Origin of the sequence: Duganella sp. CT11-25, assembly GCF_047302815.1 — a bacterium.
In the GTDB taxonomy this organism is placed as follows: Bacteria; Pseudomonadota; Gammaproteobacteria; order Burkholderiales; family Burkholderiaceae_D; genus Rugamonas.
On sequence record NZ_JBKBFD010000001.1, the window covers coordinates 91054 to 113093 of the forward strand.

Sequence of the window (22040 nt, forward strand, 5' to 3'; positions counted from 1 at the left end):
GCAATCGTCGAACCGTCAGACCGGCTTGCGGTACAAGTCGAACAGCGCGGCCGCCGTCAGCAGCGCGATATAGATCGCGCTCTGCACGGCGATGCCCAGCAAATCGGCGCCGCTGCCGTCGTGATACACCAGCCAGTCGCTGCGCGTGAACCGGTCCAGGTGCGGCAGCAGCAGCGCCAGGCCGTCGATGCCGGTATTGAGCACCTGCTGGCCCGCGCTTTGCGCGGTGGCGGCGCCGTGGCCCAGCAACTGCAAGGCGCCGATCACGCGCGCCAGCAGATAGAAGGAGAACGCCGCGGCCAGCGCCGGCAGCACCTGGTTCAAGGTCAAGGTGCACAGCACCGCGAAGGCGGCGACGATCCAGCATTCGCACAGCAGCGAGAGCGTCCACAGCGCCGCCTGCGCGGGCGGCGCGAAGAACAGGCCAAGGGCGCCGAACAGAAGTGCAGGCAGCAGCGCCAGCGCGCCAAAGCCGGCCAGCTTGCCGAACAGGTAAACCGCGCGCGGCATCGGCAAGGCCATCAGCAACTGCAGCCCCTGGTCATTGGCTTCGCGCACCATACTGGTGACGACGAAGGTGACGACCAGGAACACCGCCGCCAGCCGCAGCACGGCGCCCAGCAGCGCGGCTTGCAGCTGCCGGCTTTCGGTCAGGGCCAGCTCGTTAAGGAAGCCGCTGACGCCGACCGCGCCCAGCGCCATCAGCAGCACCAGCCACAATAGCCGGTTGCGCAGGGCTTCCAGCAGCGTGTAGCGGGCGATGGTGAAAGCTGGAGTCATCACGGCAGGCGCTGCACCGCCACCATGCGGTTGTAGAGGATGTTGGGCGAGACCCAGCTGACGATATCGTCGAAGGCGCCGCCGGTAGTGCGCGGGTCGTCGCTCGGATCGCGGCTGATCAATGCCACGCCGGTGCTTTGCAGGTTAGTCTTCTCGTCGACATTGCCGATGCCGGCGTCCATGATCTGCGTATTCTGCTCGCTGGTGGCGCCGTAGCCGTTGTGGCCGAAGGAGATGATGGCGGCCGGGATGTCGTTGATGCCGGTGGCGGCGATCAGCTGGCCGTTGCTGTCGCGCGTGGCGATGGTGATGTCGCGCGGCGTCTTCAGCGTGAACAGCAGCACGCTGTCGCTGAACGCCGGCGTGACGGTGTAGCCGAGCAGGTGGTTCCAGCCGTCCAGCCGTCCCACGCCCAGCGTGGCCCACGGCAGGAAGCCATAGCGCTTGTTGCAGGCGCTGCCGGTGCGGTCTTCCAGTCCGTTGGTCGCGGAGATGGCAGGGCAGGGCAGGTAGCCGTTGCGCAGCGCGAAGCCGAACAGCGCCTCGCGCGCGTCGTCCAGCGCGCGCCGGGTTTCGCTGATTTTTTTCTGCTCCAGCTGCGACGCCAGCGGTGCCACCATGCCGCCTATCATCAGGCCGACGATGAGCAGCACCATGGCGATTTCCACCAGGGTGAAGCCGGACTGGCGGCGGCGAAGTGCGGGCCTATGGTTCATTGATGTCCTTGACCCGTCCTTCATTCAGGTCGTAGCGTTGGCCGGCTTTCAGCAAGACCTTTTTCCCCGATGGCAGCGTGACCGTCAATGCCGGCGAGGCAGGGCCGCGCTTGGACAGCTTGTTTTGCGCGCCGCTCTGCGGCACATCGTTGAGCCAGACCGTGCTGCCGCCGCTGCTGGTGCGCAGCACGCCGTTCATGACCAGGGTTTCCGGCGCGGGCGGAGCGGCTGGTGCACCACCGGGGCCGGCAGCAGGGGACGCGGCTGTAGCTGCGGTGCCCTGGCTGTAGCCTTTGGCGTTGAGGCCATCGCGCTCGCCTGGGCGCTCGCCTGGGCGCTCACCAGGGCCTGGGCCAGGGCCCTGGCCTGGCGCCGCGTCGGCGGGCTGCTGCGCCTGCGAATTGGGCGCCAGCGCCTGCGTCTTGCCGCGATTCGAGTCCAGTACCTGGCGCTCGTCCGGCGTGGAGAACAGGCGGCCCAGCGTCACTTGCGCCTGCGACGGCGCCGATGCTGCGAGCAGCCATAGCACCGCCAGCGCCGCCGGCATGCGGATGCGCCTCATGATTTGCCTTTCTTGCCGAGGGCTTCGGGTGGCTGCTTGGGGGCCACGGCCAGCGTGATCCAGTTCAGCGTGCAGTCCGCGCCCAGCGTCGGCGCGCCGAGCGCGCCGGCCGCCACGCCCAGGCGCCGGATCGAACAATCCTGCACGGCGAAGAAGCTGCGCTGGCGCAGGTCGTCGAAGAAGTTAAACAAGTCCATCTCGTGCAGCAGGTCCATGTGCAGGCGCATGCGGCTGCCCTGCAGCTGGTAGTCGCCCAGGTCCAGCGACGATTCCAGGCGCACCTTCTGCTGCGGCTCGATTTCGTAGCTGAGCGGCGGCAGCTTGCGCTGCTCCTGCGCCTGGCGGATCACGTCGACCCATTCCAGCCGCTTTTCGTCGCCGATCAAGCCGCGCGCCAGCAGCTCGATGTAGCGCGGCTGGAAGTTGCGGATGTCGCGCTTTTCATTGTCGACGTGGGCGTAGTTCGAATATGCGGCGTCGCGCACGCGCTGCGCCTGCGCCAGGCTTTCCTCGGCTTCCTGCTTTTTCCACTCGCTCAGCAGCACGCCGGTCAGCGAGATTGTCAGCGCCGCGATCAGGGTCAGCACGGCGGTGCGGATCAAATCGAATTCGTTGAACCAGTACGGCAGCGCGACGGGCGCCGCAGCCTTCTTCTTTTTGCCGGGAACAGGGTTAGGGGTCATGGCTTCCACACCAGGTTCAGGGAAAATCGGGCGCGCGTGGGCGCTGCCGCCTGTGCGCCGGCCTTGCCGCTCAACTTGACGGAGGAGCGGGTGTCCAGCGGCGGCTTGTCGATCGCCACCGTCAGGTTCGGGTGCGCCGCCAGCGCCTGGGCGAACAAGTTCATGCTGTCGACCGCGCCGCGATAGTCGTCCTGCTCGGCCATGATCTCGGCCTCCACCAGCAGCGCCTGCGGTGCCTTGCCCGGGATGCCGGCCATCAGCGAGGAGATCGGCGCGGCCTGGGTTTCATCCTGTCCCGGCGCCAGCGGCTGGCCGCCGGGCAGGTCGACTTTCCAGTCAAGCTGCAGCAAACGGATCTGCGGCGCCGCCTCCAGCGCCTGGCTGACGATGGCGACCATGTCCAGCGGCGACGGCGCCTGCGTGGCCAGCATGCGCTCGACGTTGACCGCCGCCCGCATGTTGGCGGTGCTGGTCACGCGCGGCGGCATGGCCGCCATCACGGCGCGGTAGCGCTGGTCGTACTGGCGGGCTTCGGCCGTCAGGCGCGCGGCATCGCCGTTGGACTGGTACTCCTGCCACAGGTTGATCCCGGTCCAGACGGCGCAGCAGGCGGTCAAGGCGCCGCTGATGACGTACAGGTTGACCCGCGCGCGCCACAGTTTGTAATAACGCTGCAGCGCCCCCAGGGTGTAGTGGGTCTCGGGTTCGCGCCGCGCCAACAGCGCCAGCAGCATCGGCTCGGCCAGCCGCGCGGCCAGCCTGGCCAGCGGGCCTTCGTCGGTGGCCAGGCCGACCTTGGCGGCCACCGCTTCCAGCGTCAGGAAGCGGAACGCGGTTTCCGGGCCATCCTCGCATTGGGCGTCGAGATCGGTGCTGTCGGCGGCCGGCGCCACCACCACGGCTTGCAGCGCATTGCCGCGTTCCAGCAGGCGCACGCTGGTCAGGAACTGCTGGGTCTTGGCGGTTTCCGTGCCGATGTTGACCGGGTTGCCGTCGCGGTCGATGGCCGGCGTCAGGCGCGAGAACTTCAGCATGCCGCTCTGGAAGTAGCTCTGGCGCCAGCCGGCCGATTGCTGCGTCACCAGCAGCAGGTGCTCGTCGCGCAAGGCCAGCTTGCGCACCAGGTCTTCGCTCAGCAGCGTGGTCGAATACAGGCCGGCCAGCGGCATCTTCAACTGTTCCAGCGCCTCCACCCACGGCTGCACGGCCGACGGATTGGTCAGCGCCGACAGCAGCACGATGTCGTCGCGGCGGCCGGTGGTTTCGCGGCCCTGCACCTCGTGATGGCGGAACGGCGTTTCGCGGTACTGTTGCAGCAGGCGACGCTGCATCAGCTTGCGGCCGGCGCCGTCGCCCACGTGCGGCACGTGCACGCGCTGGAAGTCTTCCTCGATCAGGTCGGCCAGGATGTAGACCTGGATCGTGCGGTGGCTGTCGACATAGTCCATGAAATCGTCGATGCCGGCGCGGTCGTTGCTGAAGACGGCGCCGCCCGTCAGCCGGCCGCCCTGCCACAGGCAGGCGTGCAGCTGGTCGCTGGTCAGATAGAGTAGATGTTTGCTGAACACGGTGGCCTCAGGTCCTGATCTTGCTGATGGTGTCGTAGATCGGGCCCATCACGGACAGCATGATCCACCCCACCATCACGCCCAGGATCACGGTCATCGCCGGTTCTATCATCGACTGCACCTTCTCGATCATCTCCTTGACTTCGCGATTGTAGAAATAGCTGACGTTATGCAGCGCGCCATCGAGGCCGCCGGTGGCCTCGCCGACCTTGAGCATGCGGATCACCAGCGGCGGGAAGATGCCGGTGTGCTGGAAGGCGGCGGTGATGCCCTGGCCCTCGGAGATCAGCTGCGCCGCGCGGCGCAGGCCGGCCGCCACCACGCGGTTGCCGACGATGCCTTCGGACAGGCGGATGCATTCGAGGATGGTGATGCCGGAGGCGTACATCATGGCGAAGAAGGTGGCGAAGCGCGCCAGGATGATCTTGTGCAGCACCGGGCCCACCATCCAGATGCGCAGCTTGAAGCCGTCGGCGGCGTAGCGCGCCTGCTCGCTGCGCGCCAGCCACGCGCGGCCGCCGAAGAAGGCGAGCAGCGGAATCGCCACCAGCACGTACCAGTAGTTGATGAAGATGTCGGAGACGAAGATCAGCGCCTTGGTGTGGAAGGGCAGCGTGTTGCCCATGTTCTTGACGAAGGAGGTCAGCTGCGGCACCAGGTAGATCATCAGGAAGAACATGACGGCGATGACGAAGGCGCCCACCGCCGCCGGATACATGACGATCTTCTTGGTCTGCGAGGCCAGTTCGTCCTGCCACTTCAGGCTCTCGGACAGGTTTTTGAAGACTTCGGCCAGCTTGCCGCTTTGCTCGCCGGCGGTGACCAGGCTGGTGAAGGTGAGGTCGAACACTTCCGGATACGCGGCCAGTGCGGCCGAGAGCTGCTGGCCGCCTTCGATATTTTCAATCAGGCCGGTGATCATCTCGCGGAAGCGCGGATGGTCGATGCTCTCGCGCAGGTCGTTCAAGCCTTCGAGGATAGGCACGCCGGCGCCGGTCAGCTGCTCCATGTGGAAGCAGAAGTTGATCAGGTCGCGACGCGTGATGACGCGCTTGAGCGCCAGCACCCTGGCGCGCGAGACGCGGCAGTCGATCAGGTCCAGCCCCATGCGGTGCAGGCGCAGCTCCAGGTCCGGCTCGTTGGCGGCATCCATATTGCCGGGCTGGATCTGGCCGCCGGCGTCCATCGCGCGGTAGAAGTATTGGGGCATTAGTTGATACGCTCCGTCAGGCGTTCCGTCAGGTCCACCACGCGGCCGACTTCCTCCAGCGTGGTCACGCCCTCCAGAACGCGGCGCACGCCGTCGTCGATCAGGCTGTGGAAGCCGCCGCCGGCCGCCGCCGTCTTCAACTCGCGCGAGGAGGCGCGGCGCGCCACCATCTCATCCAGCGCGGGCGTCATCTTCAGCAGCTCGATGATGGCGATGCGGCCCTTGTAGCCCTGGTGCGCGCACTGGTCGCAGCCGACCGCGCGGTACAGCGTCTGCGGTCCGGCATCGTCGTCCAGGCCGAGCAGGCGGCGTTCGACGTCGTCCGCCACGTGCGGTTCGCGGCAGCTGGTGCACAGCTTGCGCACCAGGCGCTGGGCGATGATGCCGATGATGTTGCCGGCCATGATGTCCGGCACGACGCCGATATCCAGCAGGCGCGGGATCGAACCGATGGCCGAATTGGTGTGCAGCGTCGAATACACCTGGTGGCCGGTCATCGCGGCGGAGAAAGCCATTTCGGCGGTCTCCTTGTCGCGGATCTCGCCGACCAGGATGACGTCCGGATCCTGCCGCATCATCGAGCGTATGCCTTCGGCAAAGCCCATCTTGGCCGACTCGTTGACCGAGGTTTGGCGGATCATGTTCATCGGGTATTCGACCGGGTCTTCCAGCGTCATGATGTTGACGCTCTCGGTATTGATATGGTTCAGGATCGAATACAGTGTGGTGGTCTTGCCGGAGCCGGTCGGTCCGGTCACCAGGATCACGCCGTCGGGGCGGGCGATCATCAGCTTCAGCAGGTTGAGTTCATCCTCGCCCAGGCCCAGGCCGTCGAGTGGCACGATGCCTTTCTGCCGGTCGAGCACGCGCAGCACGAAGTTCTCGCCGTGCGTGGTTGGCTGCGCCGAGGCGCGGAAGTCGATCTGGCGGCCGGAGAACTTGATCGAGATGCGGCCGTCCTGCGGCGCGCGCGTCTCGGCGATGTTCATGTTGGACATGACCTTGAGTCGCACCGCCATCGCCGGCCAGTACGATTTGTGCAGGCTGCGGATCTGGCGCAGGATGCCGTCGATGCGGTAGCGGATGCGCAGGAACGATTGCTCCGGCTCGAAGTGCAAGTCGGACGCGCTGTTCTGCACCGCGTCGGCCAGGATGGCGTCGATCAGGCGCACCATCGGCTGGCTGTACTCGTCCGAGGTGGTGCCCAGGCTGGCGTAATTGACTTCGCCGGTTTCGATCTCGTGCAGGATGCCGTCGATCGACAGCTCGAAGCCGTAGTACTGGTCGATGGCGCGCTGGATGTCCGATTCGTTGACCAGCAGCGGCGTGATGGTGATGCCCTTGACCAGCATGGCGCTGATCTGGTCCAGCGCGACGATGTTGCTGGTGTCGGACATGGCCAGGATCAGGTTGTCGGTGGCGCGCTCGTAGACGATCGGGAACACGCGATAGCGCTTGGCCACTTCCTTGGGGATCAGCTTGAGGGCGATGGCGTCCACCACCAGGCTGTTCAGGTCCGCGCTTTGCTGGTTGAGGTTTTCCGACAGCGCCTCGCGCACCGTGGCCTCGGTGACGAAACCCAGCGTGATCAGCAGTTTCCCCAACGGTTCGCTGCTGCGTTTCTGCTCGATCAGCGCGATGCGCAGCTGGTCTTCGCTGATGACGCCTTTTTGGATCAGCAGTTTGCCGAGCGGGAGTTTTGCGTGTTCTGCCATGGTTCTTTGATCAGCGCGCGGCGGCGCCCAGTTCGTGCATGCGCTTGCGCAGCGCATTGCGGTCGAAGGCGGCGGCCTTGTCCTGCGCCAGCGCCAGCGCGCGCTGGTAATAGGTCAGGGCCAGCTTGCCCTGGTTCAGCCGGTCCAGGCCGATGGCCAGGTTGTAGGCGTAGTCCGGGTTGTCCGGGGCCGAGCTGAAGGCGCGGAAATAGGCTTGCTGCGCCTCGGACCAGCGGCCCTGCTGGGCGTACAGGTTGCCGAGCGCGAACAGCACCGGCGCCGCCTCCGGATTGTTGGCCAGGGCGGCCTTGAGGCGGGATTCGCTCTGGCCGGCGTCGCCGTGGCGCAGGCCGATCAGGCCGGCCGTGGCGGCGGCGTCGGACGGATCCAGTTCCAGCAGGCGCAGGTAATAAGAGGCTGCCTTGTCGCCTTGGTTCTGGCGCGCCGACAAGGTGGCCAGGCCGAGCAGGGTGTCGCGGTTGTTGGCGTCCTGGCGCAGCGCGGTTTCGTATTGCTGCTGGGCCGACGCCAGGTCGCCGCTGTTGAAGGCCTGGTAGGCGCCTTCCAGCGCCGGCGACAGGTGCGACGGCTGGACCGCGCGCGCGACGCGGATCTCGCCGCTGTCCTGCGCGGCCACCGGCGGCAACTGGTCTACGCGCGGCGTGTTGAGTTGGCTCTGGATGGCTTGCTGGGCGGCGGCCAGGTCTTGCTCGGTGCGGGCCAGGCGGCGCTCCAGGTCTTCGCGGCCGGCGCGGCTGCTGGACGGCGCCAGCATGCCGCTGCCGGAGGGATCGAGGCCCTGGGTGTCGGCATAGCCGGCGCCTGGGCCTTGGGCCGGATTGGCGCCGATCACCTGTACCGGCGTGGCGCCGGTCGCGCCCAGCGGCGGCATCGGCACCGGCGGCAGGCGCGAGCCGGCGCCCGGGGCCATCACGGCTTGCCAGTAATAGAAGCCGAAGCCGCCGACGATCAGCACCAGCAGGGCGATCAGGCCGATCAGGCGCATGCGCTCCGGGTCCATGCCGCTTGGTTCGCTGGTCGCGGCGGCGGCACGGGCGCGCGCGGCGCCGCGCGGCTTGCCGGCAGGATCGGATTTGGCTGCCTTGGCCGAGGCTCTGGCGGCGCCGGCCGGGTTGCCCGCCGCCGCCGACGGTCCGGCGGCGGGCGCGTAAGGTTGGCCGGCCGCGCCGGGGTATGCCGTCGCAGCCGGCGCGGCAGGGCGCGCGCCGGTTGGCGGCGTAATCTGCGCGGCGGCCGTTGCCGCAGGCTGCGTGGTTGGCGCCGCCGGCGCGGAGGGATCCGGCGCTAGGTCCAGCGTCAATCCCGGTTCCTTGTGGTCGCTGTGCGCGGGGAGCGGACTGGGTGACGGGCGCGGCGTCAGGCTGGCGGCGGGCGCGTCGGCCGCCATCGGCTCCAGGCTGAATTCGGCCATCGGTTCCAGGTCCAGGCTCAGCTCGCGCTTGGCGAGCGGCGCGGCGGCAGCGGCAGGAACGGGCGCCGGTTCCGGCGTCAGCGCCAGGATCTCGTCGAACGCCTCCGAGGGCTTGTCCAGTTCCTCCTCGTGGGCCGAGTTTTGTTTGGCGCGCTCGGCTTTTTTCAGCGCCTGCATTAACAGACTCATGATCAATTCACCTTGGAGGTGGGGACCGGGACCGGATACGCCTCGTTGTCGGGCGTCTGGCCCGGCAGCATGTAGCGGTAATCCTTGTAGTCGCCGTTGACGCTGGCGTCCTTGACCACCACCGGGCGCATGAAGATCACCAGCTCGGTCTTGGTGCTGTTCTCATTGCGATACGAGAACAGGTTGCCCAACAGCGGCAGGCTGCTCAGGCCGGGAACGCCGTCCTTGGTGTTGTCGACCGAATCCTGCATCAGGCCGCCCATGACGGCGATCTGGCCGCTGGATACTTTCATGATCGATTCCAGCTCGCGCGCCTGGATCACCGGCACTTCGCTGACCACGCTGCCCAGCGCCGGGTTCGGATCGCGCACCTTGCCGACCACGCGCGTGATGGTCGGGCGCACGTTGAGCGTGACCTCGTCGGTATCGGAAATCTGCGGCGTGACGCTCATGACAAAGCCGACCGGCACGGTTTCCAGATGCGATTCGTAAGTGGCCGGCGTGGTCGGCGTGCCGTTCGACCCGAGGATGGCCGGGGTCACCTTGATCGAGAAGAAGACATTGTTATCCACCACCTTGAGCAGCGCGGTCTGGTTGTTCATCACGCTGATTTTCGGGCTGGACAGCACTTTGACCTTGCCGAACGATTCCAGCAGCGTGATGGTGGCGGCGATGTTGCCGAGGCGGCTGGTCGGGTTGGCGTAGTCGAGCAGGAACATGCCGGCGCTGGTGCCGGGATTGACACCGCTCGGCAGCGTGACGCCGCCGACCTGGCCCTGGTTGAGCTTGAGGCCGCCCTTGCCGAGATAGGACCAGTTGATGCCTTGCTGGTACTGGTCGCCCAGGCGCACTTCAATGATGGTCGCCTCGATCAGCACCTGGCGCTTGGCCGCGCCCAGCACCACGTCGAGGAATTGGCGGATCTTTTCATGCTGGCGGCCGGTCGCGCGCACGGCGATCAGGCCGCCCTCGGGGTTGACGATGACCGAGCTGCCGGCCTTGTTCCTGGCCTGCGCGCCGCCTGCTGACGTGTCCAGGCTGAATTGCTGGCCGGGACCGCCGCCCTGTTGTGGCTGCTGCATCTGCTGTTGCCCCTGCTGCAGCGATGCCAGCGGATCGACCGGATTGTCGGCCAGGTTGGAGGCGCGCAGCATGTCGCGGATGTTTTTTTCCAGGTTATACCAGAAGTTATTGTCCGAGCGGTTGTTGACCACCGTGGTCGAGTTGTTGCTGCCGTTGCCGTTGGCGCCGTTGTTGGCCGGCGCCTGCTGCTGGTTGTTGTTCGGCAGGCCGCTGATGTTCAGTTGCGGATTCGGCTGCTGGATCGGATTCAGGTTGCCGGAATCGCCACCGGTGGTGGAAATCTGCGTGGCGATGTTGACGCTGCTGCTGGTGCTGCGCGCGATGTTGACGTAGTCGACCTTGTAATTGCGCCACTCCGGCGTATCCGGCATCACTGTCAGCGTGCCGCCTTGAATGTCGTAGCGCATGTCGACCTGGCGCTGGATGCGGCTCAGCAGCTGCGGCAGGGTCTGGTCCAGCGCGTTCAGCGTGACCGTGCCCTCGATGCCGGGGTGGATATCGACGTTCAGGCCGGCGTCGCGCGCCAGCGCGAACAGCAGCGACTGCGCCGGCACCTTGTGCACGGTGACGCTGTAGGTCTCGACCTTGGCGGCCGGCTTGGGCGGCGGCAGCGCCGCGCTTTGCTGCACCGGCTCGGGAATCGATCCGGTGGGACGCGGCGCTTCGGTAATATGGTTGGGGGAATTCGGGATGGTATGGCTGGCGCAAGCGCTCAGCAACACGCTGCAAACCATGGGGACGAGGGAGGATGTGCGTTTTTTCATGTTTCTTTCCGGCCCAGGGCAATGCGGCTGTTGTTCTTTTTGTTGTGCTTTTGCAATTATAAATATCATGATCTTACAAATTCGGTGCTACCGCAAGGATGGCCCAGCAAATAGCGCCAATAAGTAGTCCCAGCAAACACCCCATAGCAACAGCCCGGGCCGGCAGCCGGTCGCGCCAACGGCCCGCCAAGCCGCCCCGGCGGCGGAACGGCGACTCGGCGATGGCCTGGCGCGCATGGTGCGCGCTGACCACGCTGGCGTCGGCGGCAAACGCGGCCAGCAGCGCCTTGTCGGCCAGGATGTTGATGCGGCGGACGATGCCCTCCGAACGTTCGGCGATCAGCCGGGCCGCGGCCGGGCTGAAGATGGCCGGGCCGTCGTGGCCGGCCGCGCGCAGGCGGTGGGCCAGGAATTCGCCGACCAGCGCCGGTTCCATGGCCGGCACATGGAAGCTGTGGGTGATGCGCTCTTTTAACTGGCGCATGCTGGACAGGTCCAAATGCTGGTCCAGCTCCGGCTGGCCGAACAGCACGATCTGCAGCAATTTGCTGCGCGCCGTCTCCAGGTTGGTCAGCAGGCGGATCGCTTCCAGCGTATCGAGCGGCATCGCCTGCGCTTCCTCGACCAGCAACACCACCTGGCGGCCGGCGCTGTGGCGGGAGATCAGCGCCGCATGCAGGCTGCGCTGGACCTCGTCGGCGCGCAAGCCGTGGGTCTCCAGGCCCAGCTCGGCGGCGATGGCGTACTGCACCTCCAGCGGGTTCAGGTTGGGGTTGACCAGGTAGATGACGTCGATGCGCGAGGGCAACTGGCTTTCCAGCATGCGACACAGCATGGTCTTGCCGGCGCCGACTTCGCCGGTCACCTTGATCATGCCTTCGCCGCTGCTGACCGCATAGATCAAGGCGTGCAGGATATCGCCGCGCGTATTGCCATGGTAGAAAAAGGCCGGATTCGGCGTGATGCCGAACGGCGTTTCGCGCAGGCCGAAGTGGGATTGGTACATGGTGCGGCTCACGCGATGCAAGCCAGGAAGGCTTGTTCCAGGGTGTCGGCGCCGTAATGGCCGCGGCATTCGGCCGGGGTGCCGGCAAAGCGGATGTGGCCGTCGTGCAGGATCGCCATGCTGTCGCACAGTTCGTCGACATCGGCCAGCGCGTGCGAAGTCAGGAACAGCGTGCTGCCGGCCCGCTGCAGCCGGCGCAGCTGTTCTTTCAATAGCGCGCGCGCCTTCGGGTCGAGGCCGCTCATCGGCTCGTCCAATATATACAGCTGCTTGCGCGACAGCAGGCAGGCGGCCAGGCCGAGCTTTTGCGTCATCCCCTTGGAATACTGGCGCACCGTGCGCTTGAGCGCGGCCGGTTCCAGGTCCAGCGCGGCCAGCATGGCGGCCACGGCGGCCGGATCGTAAGGCAGTCCCTGCAAGGTCAGCAGGTAGCGGATGAAGTCGGCGCCGGTCAGGTAGTAGGGCGGGGTGAAGCGCTCCGGCAGGAAGCCCAGCGGCTGGCGCGAGGCGGGCAGGCGGTGCGGCCGGCCGAAAATCTCGATGGCGCCGCCGTCCAGCGCGCAGAAATCCAGCAGGCATTTGATCAGGCTGGTCTTGCCGGCGCCGTTGACGCCGACCAGGCCGAAACACTGGCCCGCTTGCAGTTCCAGGTCCACGCCGCGCAGCACGCTGGCAGGGCCATAACGTTTGACGACTTGCTGGAAGCGCAGGGCAGGCACGGTCATGGAGGATGATGGGCTGGGGCTGGGGAAACGACCCATACTGTAGCGCATTCGTGCCAAGAAAGCGACAACCCGCTCTCGCTGTTCCGGCATTCTGGACTAGAATGGCCGCAAGTTTATATGCAGCATCGATCAAGGAGCGGGTATGGCAAGGCCAGAGAAAGTCCGGTTGGGGGAAATCCTGGTGCAGCAAAAGCTGCTGTCGGAGGAGCAACTGGGGCTGGCGCTGGCCGAGCAAAAGCGCAGCGGCCGCAAGCTGGGCAGGGTGTTCATCGAGAACGGCTATGTTACCGAGGAACAGATCGCCGGCGCGCTGGCGCGGCAGCTCAACATCCCGTACCTGAACCTGAAGTTCTTCAACATCAATCCCGAGATCGTCCGGCTGCTGCCGGAAACCCAGGCCCGCCGCTTCCGCGCGCTGGTGCTGGAAGACCGGCGCGGCACACTGCTGGTCGGCATGTCGGACCCGACCGACCTGTTCGCCTATGACGAGATCGCCCGCATCGTCAAGCAGAACATCGAGCTGGCGGTAGTCAACGAGACCGAGGTGCTGGGCGCCATCGACCGCATCTACCGCCGCACCGAGGATATCTCGGACCTGGCGCGCGAGCTGGAGCAGGACCTGGGCGATGTCTCGGTGGACTTCGGCGCGCTGGCCGCCAATCCCAACCTGGAAGAAGCGCCCATCGTCAAGCTGCTGCAATCGGTGTTCGACGATGCGACGCAGGTGCGGGCTTCGGACATCCATATCGAGCCGCAGGAAGGCCGGCTGCAGATCCGCTTCCGCATCGACGGCGTGCTGCACCTGCAGACCGAGGCCGATATCAAGATCGCACCATCGCTGGCGCTGCGGCTGAAGCTGATGTCGGACCTGGACATTTCGGAAAAACGCTTGCCGCAGGACGGCCGCTTCGCCGTGCGGGTCAAGAACCAGCGCATCGACGTGCGTATCTCCACCATGCCGACCCAGTATGGCGAGTCGGTGGTGATGCGTCTGCTGAGCCAGGGCGGCGCCCAGCTGAAACTGGATGCGATCGGCATGCCGCGCGGGTTGCTGGAAAAATTCCGCGCCATCGTCCAGCGTCCGAACGGGCTGGTGCTGGTCACCGGGCCGACCGGCAGCGGCAAGACCACCACCTTGTATTGCGCGCTGTCGGAGCTGAACTCGGTCGAGAAAAAGCTGATCACGGTCGAGGACCCGGTCGAATACCGGCTGCCCGGCATCAACCAGGTGCAGGTCAACGACAAGATCGAGCTGAGCTTCGCGCGCGTGCTGCGCTCGGCGCTGCGGCAGGATCCGGACATCGTGCTGGTCGGCGAGATGCGCGACCAGGAAACCGCGCAAATCGGCCTGCGCGCCGCCATGACCGGCCACCTGGTGCTGTCGACCCTGCACACCAACGACGCCATGAGCACGCCGCTGCGCCTGATGGACATGGGCGTGCCGCGCTACATGGTGGGCAGTTCGCTGCAAGCCGTGCTGGCGCAGCGGCTGGTGCGGGTGATCTGCGAAAGCTGCACCACGCCGTATGAGCTGCTGCCGGCAGAGCGCGAATGGTTGAGCATGGAGCTGAACGACAAGGTCGACAAGGCGCGCTATTTCCACGGCAAGGGCTGCTCGCATTGCAACGGCATGGGCTATCGCGGCCGTACCGGCGTCTATGAGCTGCTGGAGATGACGCGGGCGGTGGTCGACGCCGCCAACGATCCCGATCCGGCGCACTTCCTGAAGGTGGCCGGGGCCCAGATGGCGGGCGAGACGCTGCGCCGGCATGCGGTGCAACTGGTGGTGCAGGGCCGCACCACGGTGTCGGAAGCGATGCGCATCAGTAACCAGATCGAGGATTAACGTGCCGTTCTTCGCTTACAAGGCCCGCAACGCGCGCGGCGAACTGATGCAGGGCGTGCTGGAGGCGGCCGACAGCGGCGCCGTGGCCGACCAGTTGTTCAATACGGGCGTGACGCCGATCGAGATCGTGGTCACCAGCAAGGCCGTGACCGCCAACGGCGAGGCCTGGTGGGTCAAGCTGTTCGAGAAGAAGGTGACGTCGATGGACGTGCAGCTGTTCAGCCGCCAGCTGTACACCTTGCTCAAGTCGGGCGTGCCCATCATGCGCGGGCTGGCGGGGCTGCAGGAATCGGCGGTCAGCAAGTCGTTCGGCAAGGTGATCAAGGATTTGCGGGAATCGCTGGATTCGGGCCGCGAACTGTCGGCCGCCATGCGCCGCCATCCGGACGTGTTCACGCCGTTCTACCTGTCGATGGTCAGGGTGGGGGAGATGACGGGGCGGCTGGAGGAGGTGTTCCTGCGCCTGTTCGACCACCTGGAGTTCGACCGCGACATGCGGCAGCGAGTCAAGACGGCGACGCGCTATCCGACCTTTGTGGTGGCCGCCATGGTTATCGCGATGATCGTGGTGAACATCTTTGTGATCCCGGCGTTTGTCGGCGTATTCGCCAGCTTCCATACGGAATTGCCGTTGATGACGCGGATACTGATTGGATTTTCCAACTTTACAGTGCGCTACTGGTCTGTGATAGGGGGCGCTGCGGCACTCGGCTTCTGGGGCTTTCGCGCGTGGGTTGCCACAGCGGCGGGTTTGTACAAATGGGACAAATTCAAGCTGAGTATCCCTGTTGCCGGCAAGATCATCCTGAAAGCGACGATGGCGCGGTTTGCGCGCAGCTTTGCGTTGTCCAGCCGCAGCGGCGTGCCGATTGTGCAGGCGCTGACCGTGGTGTCGCAGACTGTCGATAACTCCTATCTCTGCGCCCGTGTCGAGCAGATGCGCGACGGCGTCGAGCGCGGCGACAGTATCCTGCGCACTGCTGCCGCTGCCGGCGTATTCACGCCGGTGGTGCTGCAAATGATCGCCGTCGGCGAGGAGAGCGGCTCCATCGACGACCTGATGGATGAAATCGCCCAGATGTACGAGCGCGAAGTCGACTATGAACTGAAGACTCTCTCGGCGCAGATCGAGCCCATCCTGATCACCTTCCTCGGCATCATGGTGCTGGTGCTGGCGCTGGGCATCTTCCTGCCGATCTGGGATCTGGGCAAAGCCGCCTTGCATCACTAGGCCGATATCGTGGCTTTTTTAACCACCTTTGTGACGGGGAAACAACGCGGCGCCGGTTTGCTGGAGTTTGCCGTGGCGGTGGCGGTGATCGGCGTTTTGATGACAATCCTGTTGCAAAGGGTGTTTTATTACCAAGGCGAAGCGGAGCGGGTCGCGGTCGAGCACACTGTGGCGAATATTCGTGCGGCCTTAGAAATTAAGGTTGCTGAAGGAAAATTGCCTAGTGGCAGCGTTAATTTAACTAATTTAACCGAAGAAAATCCGTTAAATTTGTTAAAAAACAAGCCCGCTAATTACGCCGGGGAATTGTTTCAACCCAGTGACAGCGACATAGGCGAGGGTAACTGGTGTTTCGACCGCCGTGACAAAAGTCTGATTTATTTGTTAAATAATGGAAATTCTTTTGGAGATGCTCAATCGAAACGTTTGAAATTCAAGGTAAAATTGCTTCGCTTGCCCCATAGCCCCGCCAAGCCGTCAGGCACACCCGAACCCACAGGTGTGGCCTTTGAGCAAGTGAAGGACTAGCGCGACACGCGCAGCCTTCTTACCTTATTAGACGATTTGGAGAAAGTAATGAACAAGCCAGCAATGACCGCCATGCGCAAACAAGCCCAAGCGGGTTTTACGCTGATCGAACTGATCGTAGTGATCGTTATCCTCGGTATTTTGGCGGCAACCGCCTTGCCACGATTTTCCAGCCTCGGCGGCGAGGCTCGCCTGGCTTCCCTGAACTCCGCGCGCGGCGCCTTGTCGGCTACGGCTGCCATGGTGCACGGACAAGCCCTGATCAACGGAGCGGGGCCGTTTGCGTATGAGGGGATCAATGTCGCTGTCGTCAATACCTATCCGGCTGCCGACAACAATACCGCCCTGGCCGCGGGCTTGAATCCTAATGACTATGCCGTTACCGTTGGCCCTGCGGCCAATACCGTGAATGCGCCGGCCGTGGTTGCCGGCACCATCCTGGTTCAGCCTATCAGTGTTTCCACTACTCCTACAGGCTTGAACTGCTTCCTGACCTATGTTCAGGCGGCCGGCGCCAATCAGCAGCCGACCATCGCTGTGGGCCCCAATGCAAGCGCCGCCACTTGTAATTAAACGCTGACAGGCACAGGCCTGGTGCCGAATTGAACCGCGCAAACCGCACGCAGCGCCGCGATGGCGCTGCCCACCGCCGGTCATCCGGCTTCACGATGATCGAGCTGATCACGGTGATCGTGCTGATGGGCGTGCTCGGTGCGATCGGCGCTTCCCGGTTCTTCGACAACCAAGTGTTCGAGAGCCGGGCTTACGCCGACCAATCCCTCGGCCTCATCCGCTATGCCCAGAAGCTGGCTATCGCCCAGAACCGTGAAGTCTTTGTGCAGTCCACCCCCGGCGGTTTTGCGCTCTGCTTTACCGCTAATTGCGCCGCCGGCAGCCTGGTCCCCGATCCGGCTGGCTCCAACAACGGCAGCGGCGCGACGAGAGTCCACTGCATTGCCAATGCTGTCTATGTATCCAATTGGGCTTGTGCCGGTCGCCCGGCAAACGTCGCGGTGGCCGCGGCAGTGGCGCGCCCCGAGTTCGCCAATGGCGGCTATTTTTTCTTCGACTCCATGGGACGTCCACACAACAACAATGACGTCGTAGGAGCGGCCTCCACCTTTATCGCGCCATTGACGCTGAACTTCAGTAGTGGCAACAGCATCTTTACCATCATCGTCGAGCCGGAGACGGGTTATGCCCATGCGCCATAAGCGACAGCTGGGCCTGAGCCTGATCGAGCTGGTGATGTTCATGGTCATCATGGGCGTGGCCGCCGCCGGCATCATCGGCGTGTTGAACATTGGCGGCGCCAAGAGCGCCGATCCACTGCGGCGCAAGCAGGCCATGCTGATCGCTGAATCCTTCATGGAGGAAGTCCAATTGGCTCGATTCACCGCTTGCGACCCGGCCGATCCCAACGCCAGTTCCGCAACCACGGCGGCCGCCTGCACTGCCGGCATGGCGACATTCATCGGCGTCAAAAATGGCCTGGTACGCCCCTACGCCAACGTCGCCGACTATGCCACTGCGGTTGGCGCCGCACAATACAGCTTCGCCCGCCCCAACGAGAGTGTGGACCGGGATGTCAACGGCCGCCCGCTCGGCCAGGACGCTGGGCTTAGCACGATCGGCAACGCCACACTGGCAGGCATCCGCACGACAGTCGCACTGAACCTGCTGGATGCCGCCCATGCGCTGGGCCCCGTCGCGGGAGCGCCATTACCCAATATCATTTCAAGTGACGGCGAACTCAGGGTTTTGCAAATCACGGTGACCACCGTCTACGGCACTGGTCCCAATGATTTCATTCGGCTGGATGGCTACCGCACACGCTACGCGCCCAACTTCCTGCCATGACGATACCAAGCCCACACCCGACGCTACGCCAGCGCGGCTTCACGCTGGTGGAGGCGATCGTCGTCATGGTCATCACCGGGATCCTTGCCGGCACCATGGTGCTGTTCATCCGCCGGCCGGTACAAAACTACGCCGATGCCGCAGGCCGTGCCGACCTGAGCGATACGGCCGACCTGGTCCTGCGCCGCATGGCGCGCGAACTGCGCGCGGCTGTGCCCAACAGCGTGCGATGGATGGTGGTGGGCGGCGTATGGTATGTGGAATTTATTCCAACCAAGGCCGGCGGCCAGTATCTGGCAACCGAGGACAATGTAGCCGGCAATGCGCTCAGCTTCACCAATGCAGGCAACCTGTTGTTCGACATCGCCGGTACCGTGCCCGGCGCCCCGTATGCGATCGCCAGGAATGATTTCATTGTGATTTATAACCTGGGGTCTGACTTCCCCGACGCCGATGCCTATGCTGGCGGCAACCGCGCGCAGGTCGACCAGATCAATGGCCGGACGATCACGATGGTCGCGCCCAATCCCTTCGCCGCAGCCGTTGCGGCCGGCAGGGTGCCGAACACCTCGCCCGATCACCGTTTCCAGGTTGCCGGCACGCCGGTTACCTTCCGTTGCGAGGGAACGGCTAATGGCAGGGGGACCCTGCGGCGCTTCGCCGGGTATGGTTTTCCTGCTGCTGCGGCGCCGCAGCAGGTGGTGCCTCCCGGGAATGGCGCACTGATGGCAAACAATGTACTCGGTTGCGACTTCACCATTACCCAGACCGCCAACCAGCAAAGCGGCGTGATCGGGATGACCATCGCGCTGGCGCGGACCAGCACCGGCGCCGCCAACGGTCTGGAGACCGTCACGCTGACCGACCAAATTCACGTGGACAATACGCCATGAGCATTCGCGCCCTTCGTAAATCGGCCGGCGTGGCGCTGGTAACGGCGATTTTCCTGCTGGTGGTACTGGCCGGGTTGGCGGTCGCGGTCGTGTCGCTCATGACCTCGCAGCAAGCCGGCGTCGCACAGGACGAGCAGGGAACGCGCGCTTATCAGGCGGCCAAGGCCGGCATTGAGTGGGCGCTGTTCACGCAACTGCAAGGTGCCACACTGGGATGTGCGAGTACTACAAGTTTCGCTTTGCCTCCAGGTACCAGCCTGTCGGCTTTTACGGTGACCGTCAGTTGCGGCGCGGCTGGCGGATTGACGCCGAACCGTTTTGAAATCAGGGCAGTCGCGTGCAACCAGCCTGCCGGCAACGCTTGTCCAAACGGCGCGCCGGGTCCCGATTATGTGCAGCGCGAGATTCGCGCGCAGCTTTAAAGACGCAAGCAGTGTGGAAATGTGTGTGTTTTTACAGAAGGATTGTCAGTTTGAGCATGAAATGCCGTGTAACTTGAATATAATCAACCATCTAGCACGTAAACCTCGCGTGTTGGTAACCATTTAGATCGCTGGCATGGGTTTCTTTAAAAGAGCTAAAAAATCGGATGGCTGGCTCACGGTCACGTTCCTCAGGGAAGGCGTCTGTGCGGGCCGCGTCCGCCGCGTGCGCGATGCCAAGGCGGTGGTCGAGCTGTCGGCTTTTTATCCGTCCGAGGCCAGCTTTTCGCCCGATGCGCTGGAACGCCTGAATAAGGACCTGAAGGCCGCCAGCTTCCGTTACGGCACCATGCTCAGCGGCGGCGAGTACCAGATGCTGACGGTCGATGCGCCCAATGTGCCGCAGGACGAGTTGAAAACGGCGGTGCGGTGGCGCTTGAAGGATATGCTCGATTTCCATGTCGACGACGCCACCATCGATGTGCTCGATATTCCGGTCGATACCAGCGCCGCCGCGCGCGGCCATTCGATGTTCGCGATCGCCGCGCGCAACGCGCTGATCCAGGCGCGCCAGACGCTGTTCAGCGAGGCCAAGCTGGAGCTGACCGTGATCGATATCCCGGAGATGGCGCAGCGGAATATCTCGGCGCTGCTGGAGACCGAGGGGCGCGGCCTGGCCATGCTGTCCTTCGACGCCGACGGCGGCCTGCTGACGATTACCTACAAGGGCGAGCTTTATCTCTCGCGCCGCATCGATGTCGCGCTGGAGCAGTTGATGGAGCGCGATTCCGACCGGCTGCAGAATTTCTTCGACAAGATCACGCTGGAGCTGCAGCGCTCGCTGGACCACTTCGACCGCCAGTTCCACTATGTGAACGTGCTCAAGCTGCTGCTGGCGCCGACCGGCGCCGAGGGTTTGCATGCGTACCTGGCCGCCAACCTGTACATGCCGGTCGAGGCGATGACATTGGACGATGTGTTCGACCTGAGCAAGGCGCCGGATCTGCAGGACGCCGCGCAGCAGCAGCGTTTCTTCCTGACCTTGGGCGCGGCCCTGCGGCATGAGGAGGTGCATCTGTGAGTCAGCAGATCAACCTTTTCAATCCGATCTTCCTCAAGCAGAAGAAGATTTTTACGGCCTTGCCGATGGCGGAGGCGCTGGGCGTGATTGTGGCCGGCGCGCTGCTGCTGACCTGGTATGCCGGCCGCAGCGTGGCCGAGCTGGAGCAAAGTGCGGCGGCGGGCAAGGCCTTGCTGGCGGGCCGCGAGCAGCGGCTGGTCAAGGCCAATGCGCAATTCGCACCGCGCGCGAAGAATACTGCATTGGCGACCGAGCTGGCGCAGGTCGAGGCTGAGCGCAAGGCGCTGCAAGACGTGGCGATGGTGCTGAAAGGCGGCGTGCTGGGTAACACCGCAGGCTATGCCGAATACTTCCGCGCGTTCTCGCGCCAGAATGTCAACGGCCTGTGGCTGACCGGCCTGACCATCAGCGGCGCCGGCAACGATATCGGCGTGCAGGGCAGGGCGATGCAGCCGACCCTGATACCGAACTATATTGCCCGCCTGACCGGCGAACGTGTGATGCACGGCAAGACGTTTGCCACCCTGGATATAGGCCGGCCGGACGTGCAGGTGCAAGCCGCTCCTGCGCCTGCTGCTGTGGCGGCATCTGCTCAGGCCCCGGTTCCGGCCGCCGCGCCGGTGGCGGCGGCCGCGCCGTTTGTGGAATTCAGCCTGCAATCGACCGCGCAGGAGGCTGCCAAATGAAACAGCAACTGTTGCAACAATGGATTAAGCTGAGCACCAAGCTGGACGCGATGACGCTGCGCGAGCGGGCGATGGTGTTCCTGGCCGTGGTGGCTGCCATCCTGTTCCTGATTTACACGGTGTCGATCGAGCCCTTGCTGGCAAAACAAAAGCTGCTGCAAACGCAGATCAAGCAGCAGCAAAACCAGATCGCCGGTATCGATACCGAGATCGCTTTCAAGGCGCAGGGCTTCACGGTCGATCCGGATGCGTCTGTGCGCGAGCAGCTAAAGAAGGTGCACGAGGAAATCGACAGCGCCAGCGCCGGCCTGATGGCGGTGCAAAAAGGCCTGGTTGCGCCGGACAAGATCGCGCCGCTGCTGGAGCATCTGTTGCGCGGCAACGGCAAGCTGCGGTTGATGTCGATGAAGACGCTGCCGGTGACAGGCATGAACGAAGCCGCGCTGCCGGCACAGGAGGCCATGGCCAAGCCGTTGCCGGCCGGCACGCCGCCCCCGCCACCAGCACCCAAGCCGCGCGAGCTGTTGTATCGCCACGGCGTGGAGATCGTTTTGCAAGGCAGTTATCTGGACATGGTCAATTACATGGATGCGCTTGAGTCGCTGCCGGTGCAGCTGTTCTGGGGCAAGGCCACGCTGGACGCGCAGCAGTATCCGAATTCGCGCCTGACGCTGACCCTTTACACGCTGAGCCTGGACCCGAAATGGATGAAGCTATGAACCGCCTGCTGATGCTGTGCGTCTGCGCCATGCTGTCGGGCGCGGCCGGCGCGCAAAGCCTGGCCGATCCGACCATGCCGCCGCCGGAGTCGCGCCTGCTGCCGTCGGGCACGCCGGATGTCCCGGCCGTGGCCGCCGGCCCGCAACTGCAATCGGTGCTGATCGGCGCGCGCGGGCGCGAGGTGGCGGTGATCGATGGCCAGACCGTGCGCAAGGGCGAGAAATTCAATGGCGCCGTGCTGGTTGAAGTCAGCAAGGACCACGTCGTGCTGCAAAACGGCCGAAGCAAACAAATTCTGACGCTGTTCCCGGATGCTAAAAAAGCCGCACATTAAAGTAAA

At 64.5% G+C, this 22040-nt stretch carries 23 protein-coding genes; 12 read left to right on the top strand and 11 right to left on the bottom strand.

What is annotated here, in order from left to right:
* Positions 1–15: 15 nt before the first annotated feature.
* The 11 genes from ACEN9F_RS00290 to ACEN9F_RS00340 all read right to left on the bottom strand — a co-directional run bounded on the left by ACEN9F_RS00290 (position 16) and on the right by ACEN9F_RS00340 (position 12433).
* The gene (locus ACEN9F_RS00290) at positions 16–780 is read right to left on the bottom strand and encodes an ABC transporter permease (RefSeq protein WP_413426922.1); all 765 of its coding nucleotides are present in this window, start codon (positions 778–780) and stop codon (positions 16–18) included.
* Complete coding sequence (locus tag ACEN9F_RS00295) at positions 780–1496, bottom strand: type II secretion system protein (RefSeq protein ID WP_413416659.1); 717 nt, start codon at positions 1494–1496, stop codon at positions 780–782. Before ACEN9F_RS00295 ends, ACEN9F_RS00290 begins: the two co-directional genes overlap by 1 nt.
* The gene (locus ACEN9F_RS00300) at positions 1486–2058 is read right to left on the bottom strand and encodes a hypothetical protein (protein ID WP_413416661.1); all 573 of its coding nucleotides are present in this window, start codon (positions 2056–2058) and stop codon (positions 1486–1488) included. The genes ACEN9F_RS00295 and ACEN9F_RS00300 overlap by 11 nt, the downstream gene beginning before the upstream one ends.
* Positions 2055–2741: a hypothetical protein gene (locus ACEN9F_RS00305; RefSeq protein ID WP_413416663.1), complete on the bottom strand. Its 687-nt coding sequence runs from the start codon at positions 2739–2741 to the stop codon at positions 2055–2057. Before ACEN9F_RS00305 ends, ACEN9F_RS00300 begins: the two co-directional genes overlap by 4 nt.
* Entirely contained in the window at positions 2738–4309 is a 1572-nt protein-coding gene (locus tag ACEN9F_RS00310; RefSeq protein ID WP_413416665.1) for a hypothetical protein, read from the bottom strand. The genes ACEN9F_RS00305 and ACEN9F_RS00310 overlap by 4 nt, the downstream gene beginning before the upstream one ends.
* Positions 4310–4316: 7 nt before the next feature.
* A complete protein-coding gene (locus tag ACEN9F_RS00315; RefSeq protein WP_413416667.1) occupies positions 4317–5519 on the bottom strand; it encodes a type II secretion system F family protein in 1203 nt (400 codons plus the stop codon).
* Positions 5519–7234, bottom strand: coding sequence for a GspE/PulE family protein (locus tag ACEN9F_RS00320; protein ID WP_413416669.1), 1716 nt, complete (start codon positions 7232–7234; stop codon positions 5519–5521). The genes ACEN9F_RS00315 and ACEN9F_RS00320 overlap by 1 nt, the downstream gene beginning before the upstream one ends.
* Before the next feature lie 10 nt (positions 7235–7244).
* The gene (locus tag ACEN9F_RS00325) at positions 7245–8855 is read right to left on the bottom strand and encodes a tetratricopeptide repeat protein (RefSeq protein WP_413416671.1); all 1611 of its coding nucleotides are present in this window, start codon (positions 8853–8855) and stop codon (positions 7245–7247) included.
* A 2-nt stretch (positions 8856–8857) separates the two neighbouring features.
* Positions 8858–10702, bottom strand: a complete 1845-nt coding sequence (gene mshL / locus ACEN9F_RS00330) for a pilus (MSHA type) biogenesis protein MshL (RefSeq protein ID WP_413416673.1) — start codon at positions 10700–10702, stop codon at positions 8858–8860.
* A 73-nt stretch (positions 10703–10775) separates the two neighbouring features.
* A complete protein-coding gene (locus ACEN9F_RS00335; RefSeq protein WP_413416675.1) occupies positions 10776–11708 on the bottom strand; it encodes an ExeA family protein in 933 nt (310 codons plus the stop codon).
* 8 nt (positions 11709–11716) lie between these two features.
* Positions 11717–12433: an ABC transporter ATP-binding protein gene (locus tag ACEN9F_RS00340; protein WP_413416677.1), complete on the bottom strand. Its 717-nt coding sequence runs from the start codon at positions 12431–12433 to the stop codon at positions 11717–11719.
* Between the two features lie 142 nt (positions 12434–12575).
* Here ACEN9F_RS00340 and ACEN9F_RS00345 point away from each other — a divergent pair, with 142 nt between their 5' ends.
* From ACEN9F_RS00345 to ACEN9F_RS00400, 12 genes are all read left to right on the top strand, one after another.
* Entirely contained in the window at positions 12576–14279 is a 1704-nt protein-coding gene (locus tag ACEN9F_RS00345; RefSeq protein ID WP_413416679.1) for a GspE/PulE family protein, read from the top strand.
* A gap of 1 nt (position 14280) precedes the next feature.
* The gene (locus ACEN9F_RS00350; RefSeq protein ID WP_413416681.1) at positions 14281–15510 is read left to right on the top strand and encodes a type II secretion system F family protein; all 1230 of its coding nucleotides are present in this window, start codon (positions 14281–14283) and stop codon (positions 15508–15510) included.
* 9 nt (positions 15511–15519) lie between these two features.
* On the top strand, positions 15520–16038 hold the full coding sequence (locus ACEN9F_RS00355) for a type II secretion system protein (protein ID WP_413416683.1): 519 nt from the start codon (positions 15520–15522) through the stop codon (positions 16036–16038).
* A 48-nt stretch (positions 16039–16086) separates the two neighbouring features.
* Positions 16087–16611: a type IV pilin protein gene (locus ACEN9F_RS00360; protein ID WP_413416685.1), complete on the top strand. Its 525-nt coding sequence runs from the start codon at positions 16087–16089 to the stop codon at positions 16609–16611.
* 29 nt (positions 16612–16640) lie between these two features.
* The gene (locus ACEN9F_RS00365) at positions 16641–17252 is read left to right on the top strand and encodes a Tfp pilus assembly protein FimT/FimU (RefSeq protein ID WP_413416687.1); all 612 of its coding nucleotides are present in this window, start codon (positions 16641–16643) and stop codon (positions 17250–17252) included.
* Complete coding sequence (locus tag ACEN9F_RS00370; protein WP_413416689.1) at positions 17236–17898, top strand: type IV pilus modification PilV family protein; 663 nt, start codon at positions 17236–17238, stop codon at positions 17896–17898. Before ACEN9F_RS00365 ends, ACEN9F_RS00370 begins: the two co-directional genes overlap by 17 nt.
* Positions 17895–18791, top strand: a complete 897-nt coding sequence (locus ACEN9F_RS00375; protein ID WP_413416691.1) for a type II secretion system protein J — start codon at positions 17895–17897, stop codon at positions 18789–18791. Before ACEN9F_RS00370 ends, ACEN9F_RS00375 begins: the two co-directional genes overlap by 4 nt.
* On the top strand, positions 18788–19213 hold the full coding sequence (locus ACEN9F_RS00380; protein ID WP_413416693.1) for an agglutinin biogenesis protein MshP: 426 nt from the start codon (positions 18788–18790) through the stop codon (positions 19211–19213). Before ACEN9F_RS00375 ends, ACEN9F_RS00380 begins: the two co-directional genes overlap by 4 nt.
* 136 nt (positions 19214–19349) lie before the next feature.
* Positions 19350–20294 (top strand): agglutinin biogenesis protein MshI, encoded by a 945-nt coding sequence (locus tag ACEN9F_RS00385; RefSeq protein WP_413416695.1) that lies wholly within the window; start codon positions 19350–19352, stop codon positions 20292–20294.
* On the top strand, positions 20291–20980 hold the full coding sequence (locus ACEN9F_RS00390) for an MSHA biogenesis protein MshA (protein WP_413416697.1): 690 nt from the start codon (positions 20291–20293) through the stop codon (positions 20978–20980). Before ACEN9F_RS00385 ends, ACEN9F_RS00390 begins: the two co-directional genes overlap by 4 nt.
* Positions 20977–21699 (top strand): type II secretion system protein GspM, encoded by a 723-nt coding sequence (gene gspM / locus ACEN9F_RS00395; RefSeq protein WP_413416699.1) that lies wholly within the window; start codon positions 20977–20979, stop codon positions 21697–21699. The genes ACEN9F_RS00390 and gspM overlap by 4 nt, the downstream gene beginning before the upstream one ends.
* On the top strand, positions 21684–22034 hold the full coding sequence (locus ACEN9F_RS00400) for a hypothetical protein (protein ID WP_413416701.1): 351 nt from the start codon (positions 21684–21686) through the stop codon (positions 22032–22034). Before gspM ends, ACEN9F_RS00400 begins: the two co-directional genes overlap by 16 nt.
* The last annotated feature ends 6 nt before the right edge of the window (positions 22035–22040 follow it).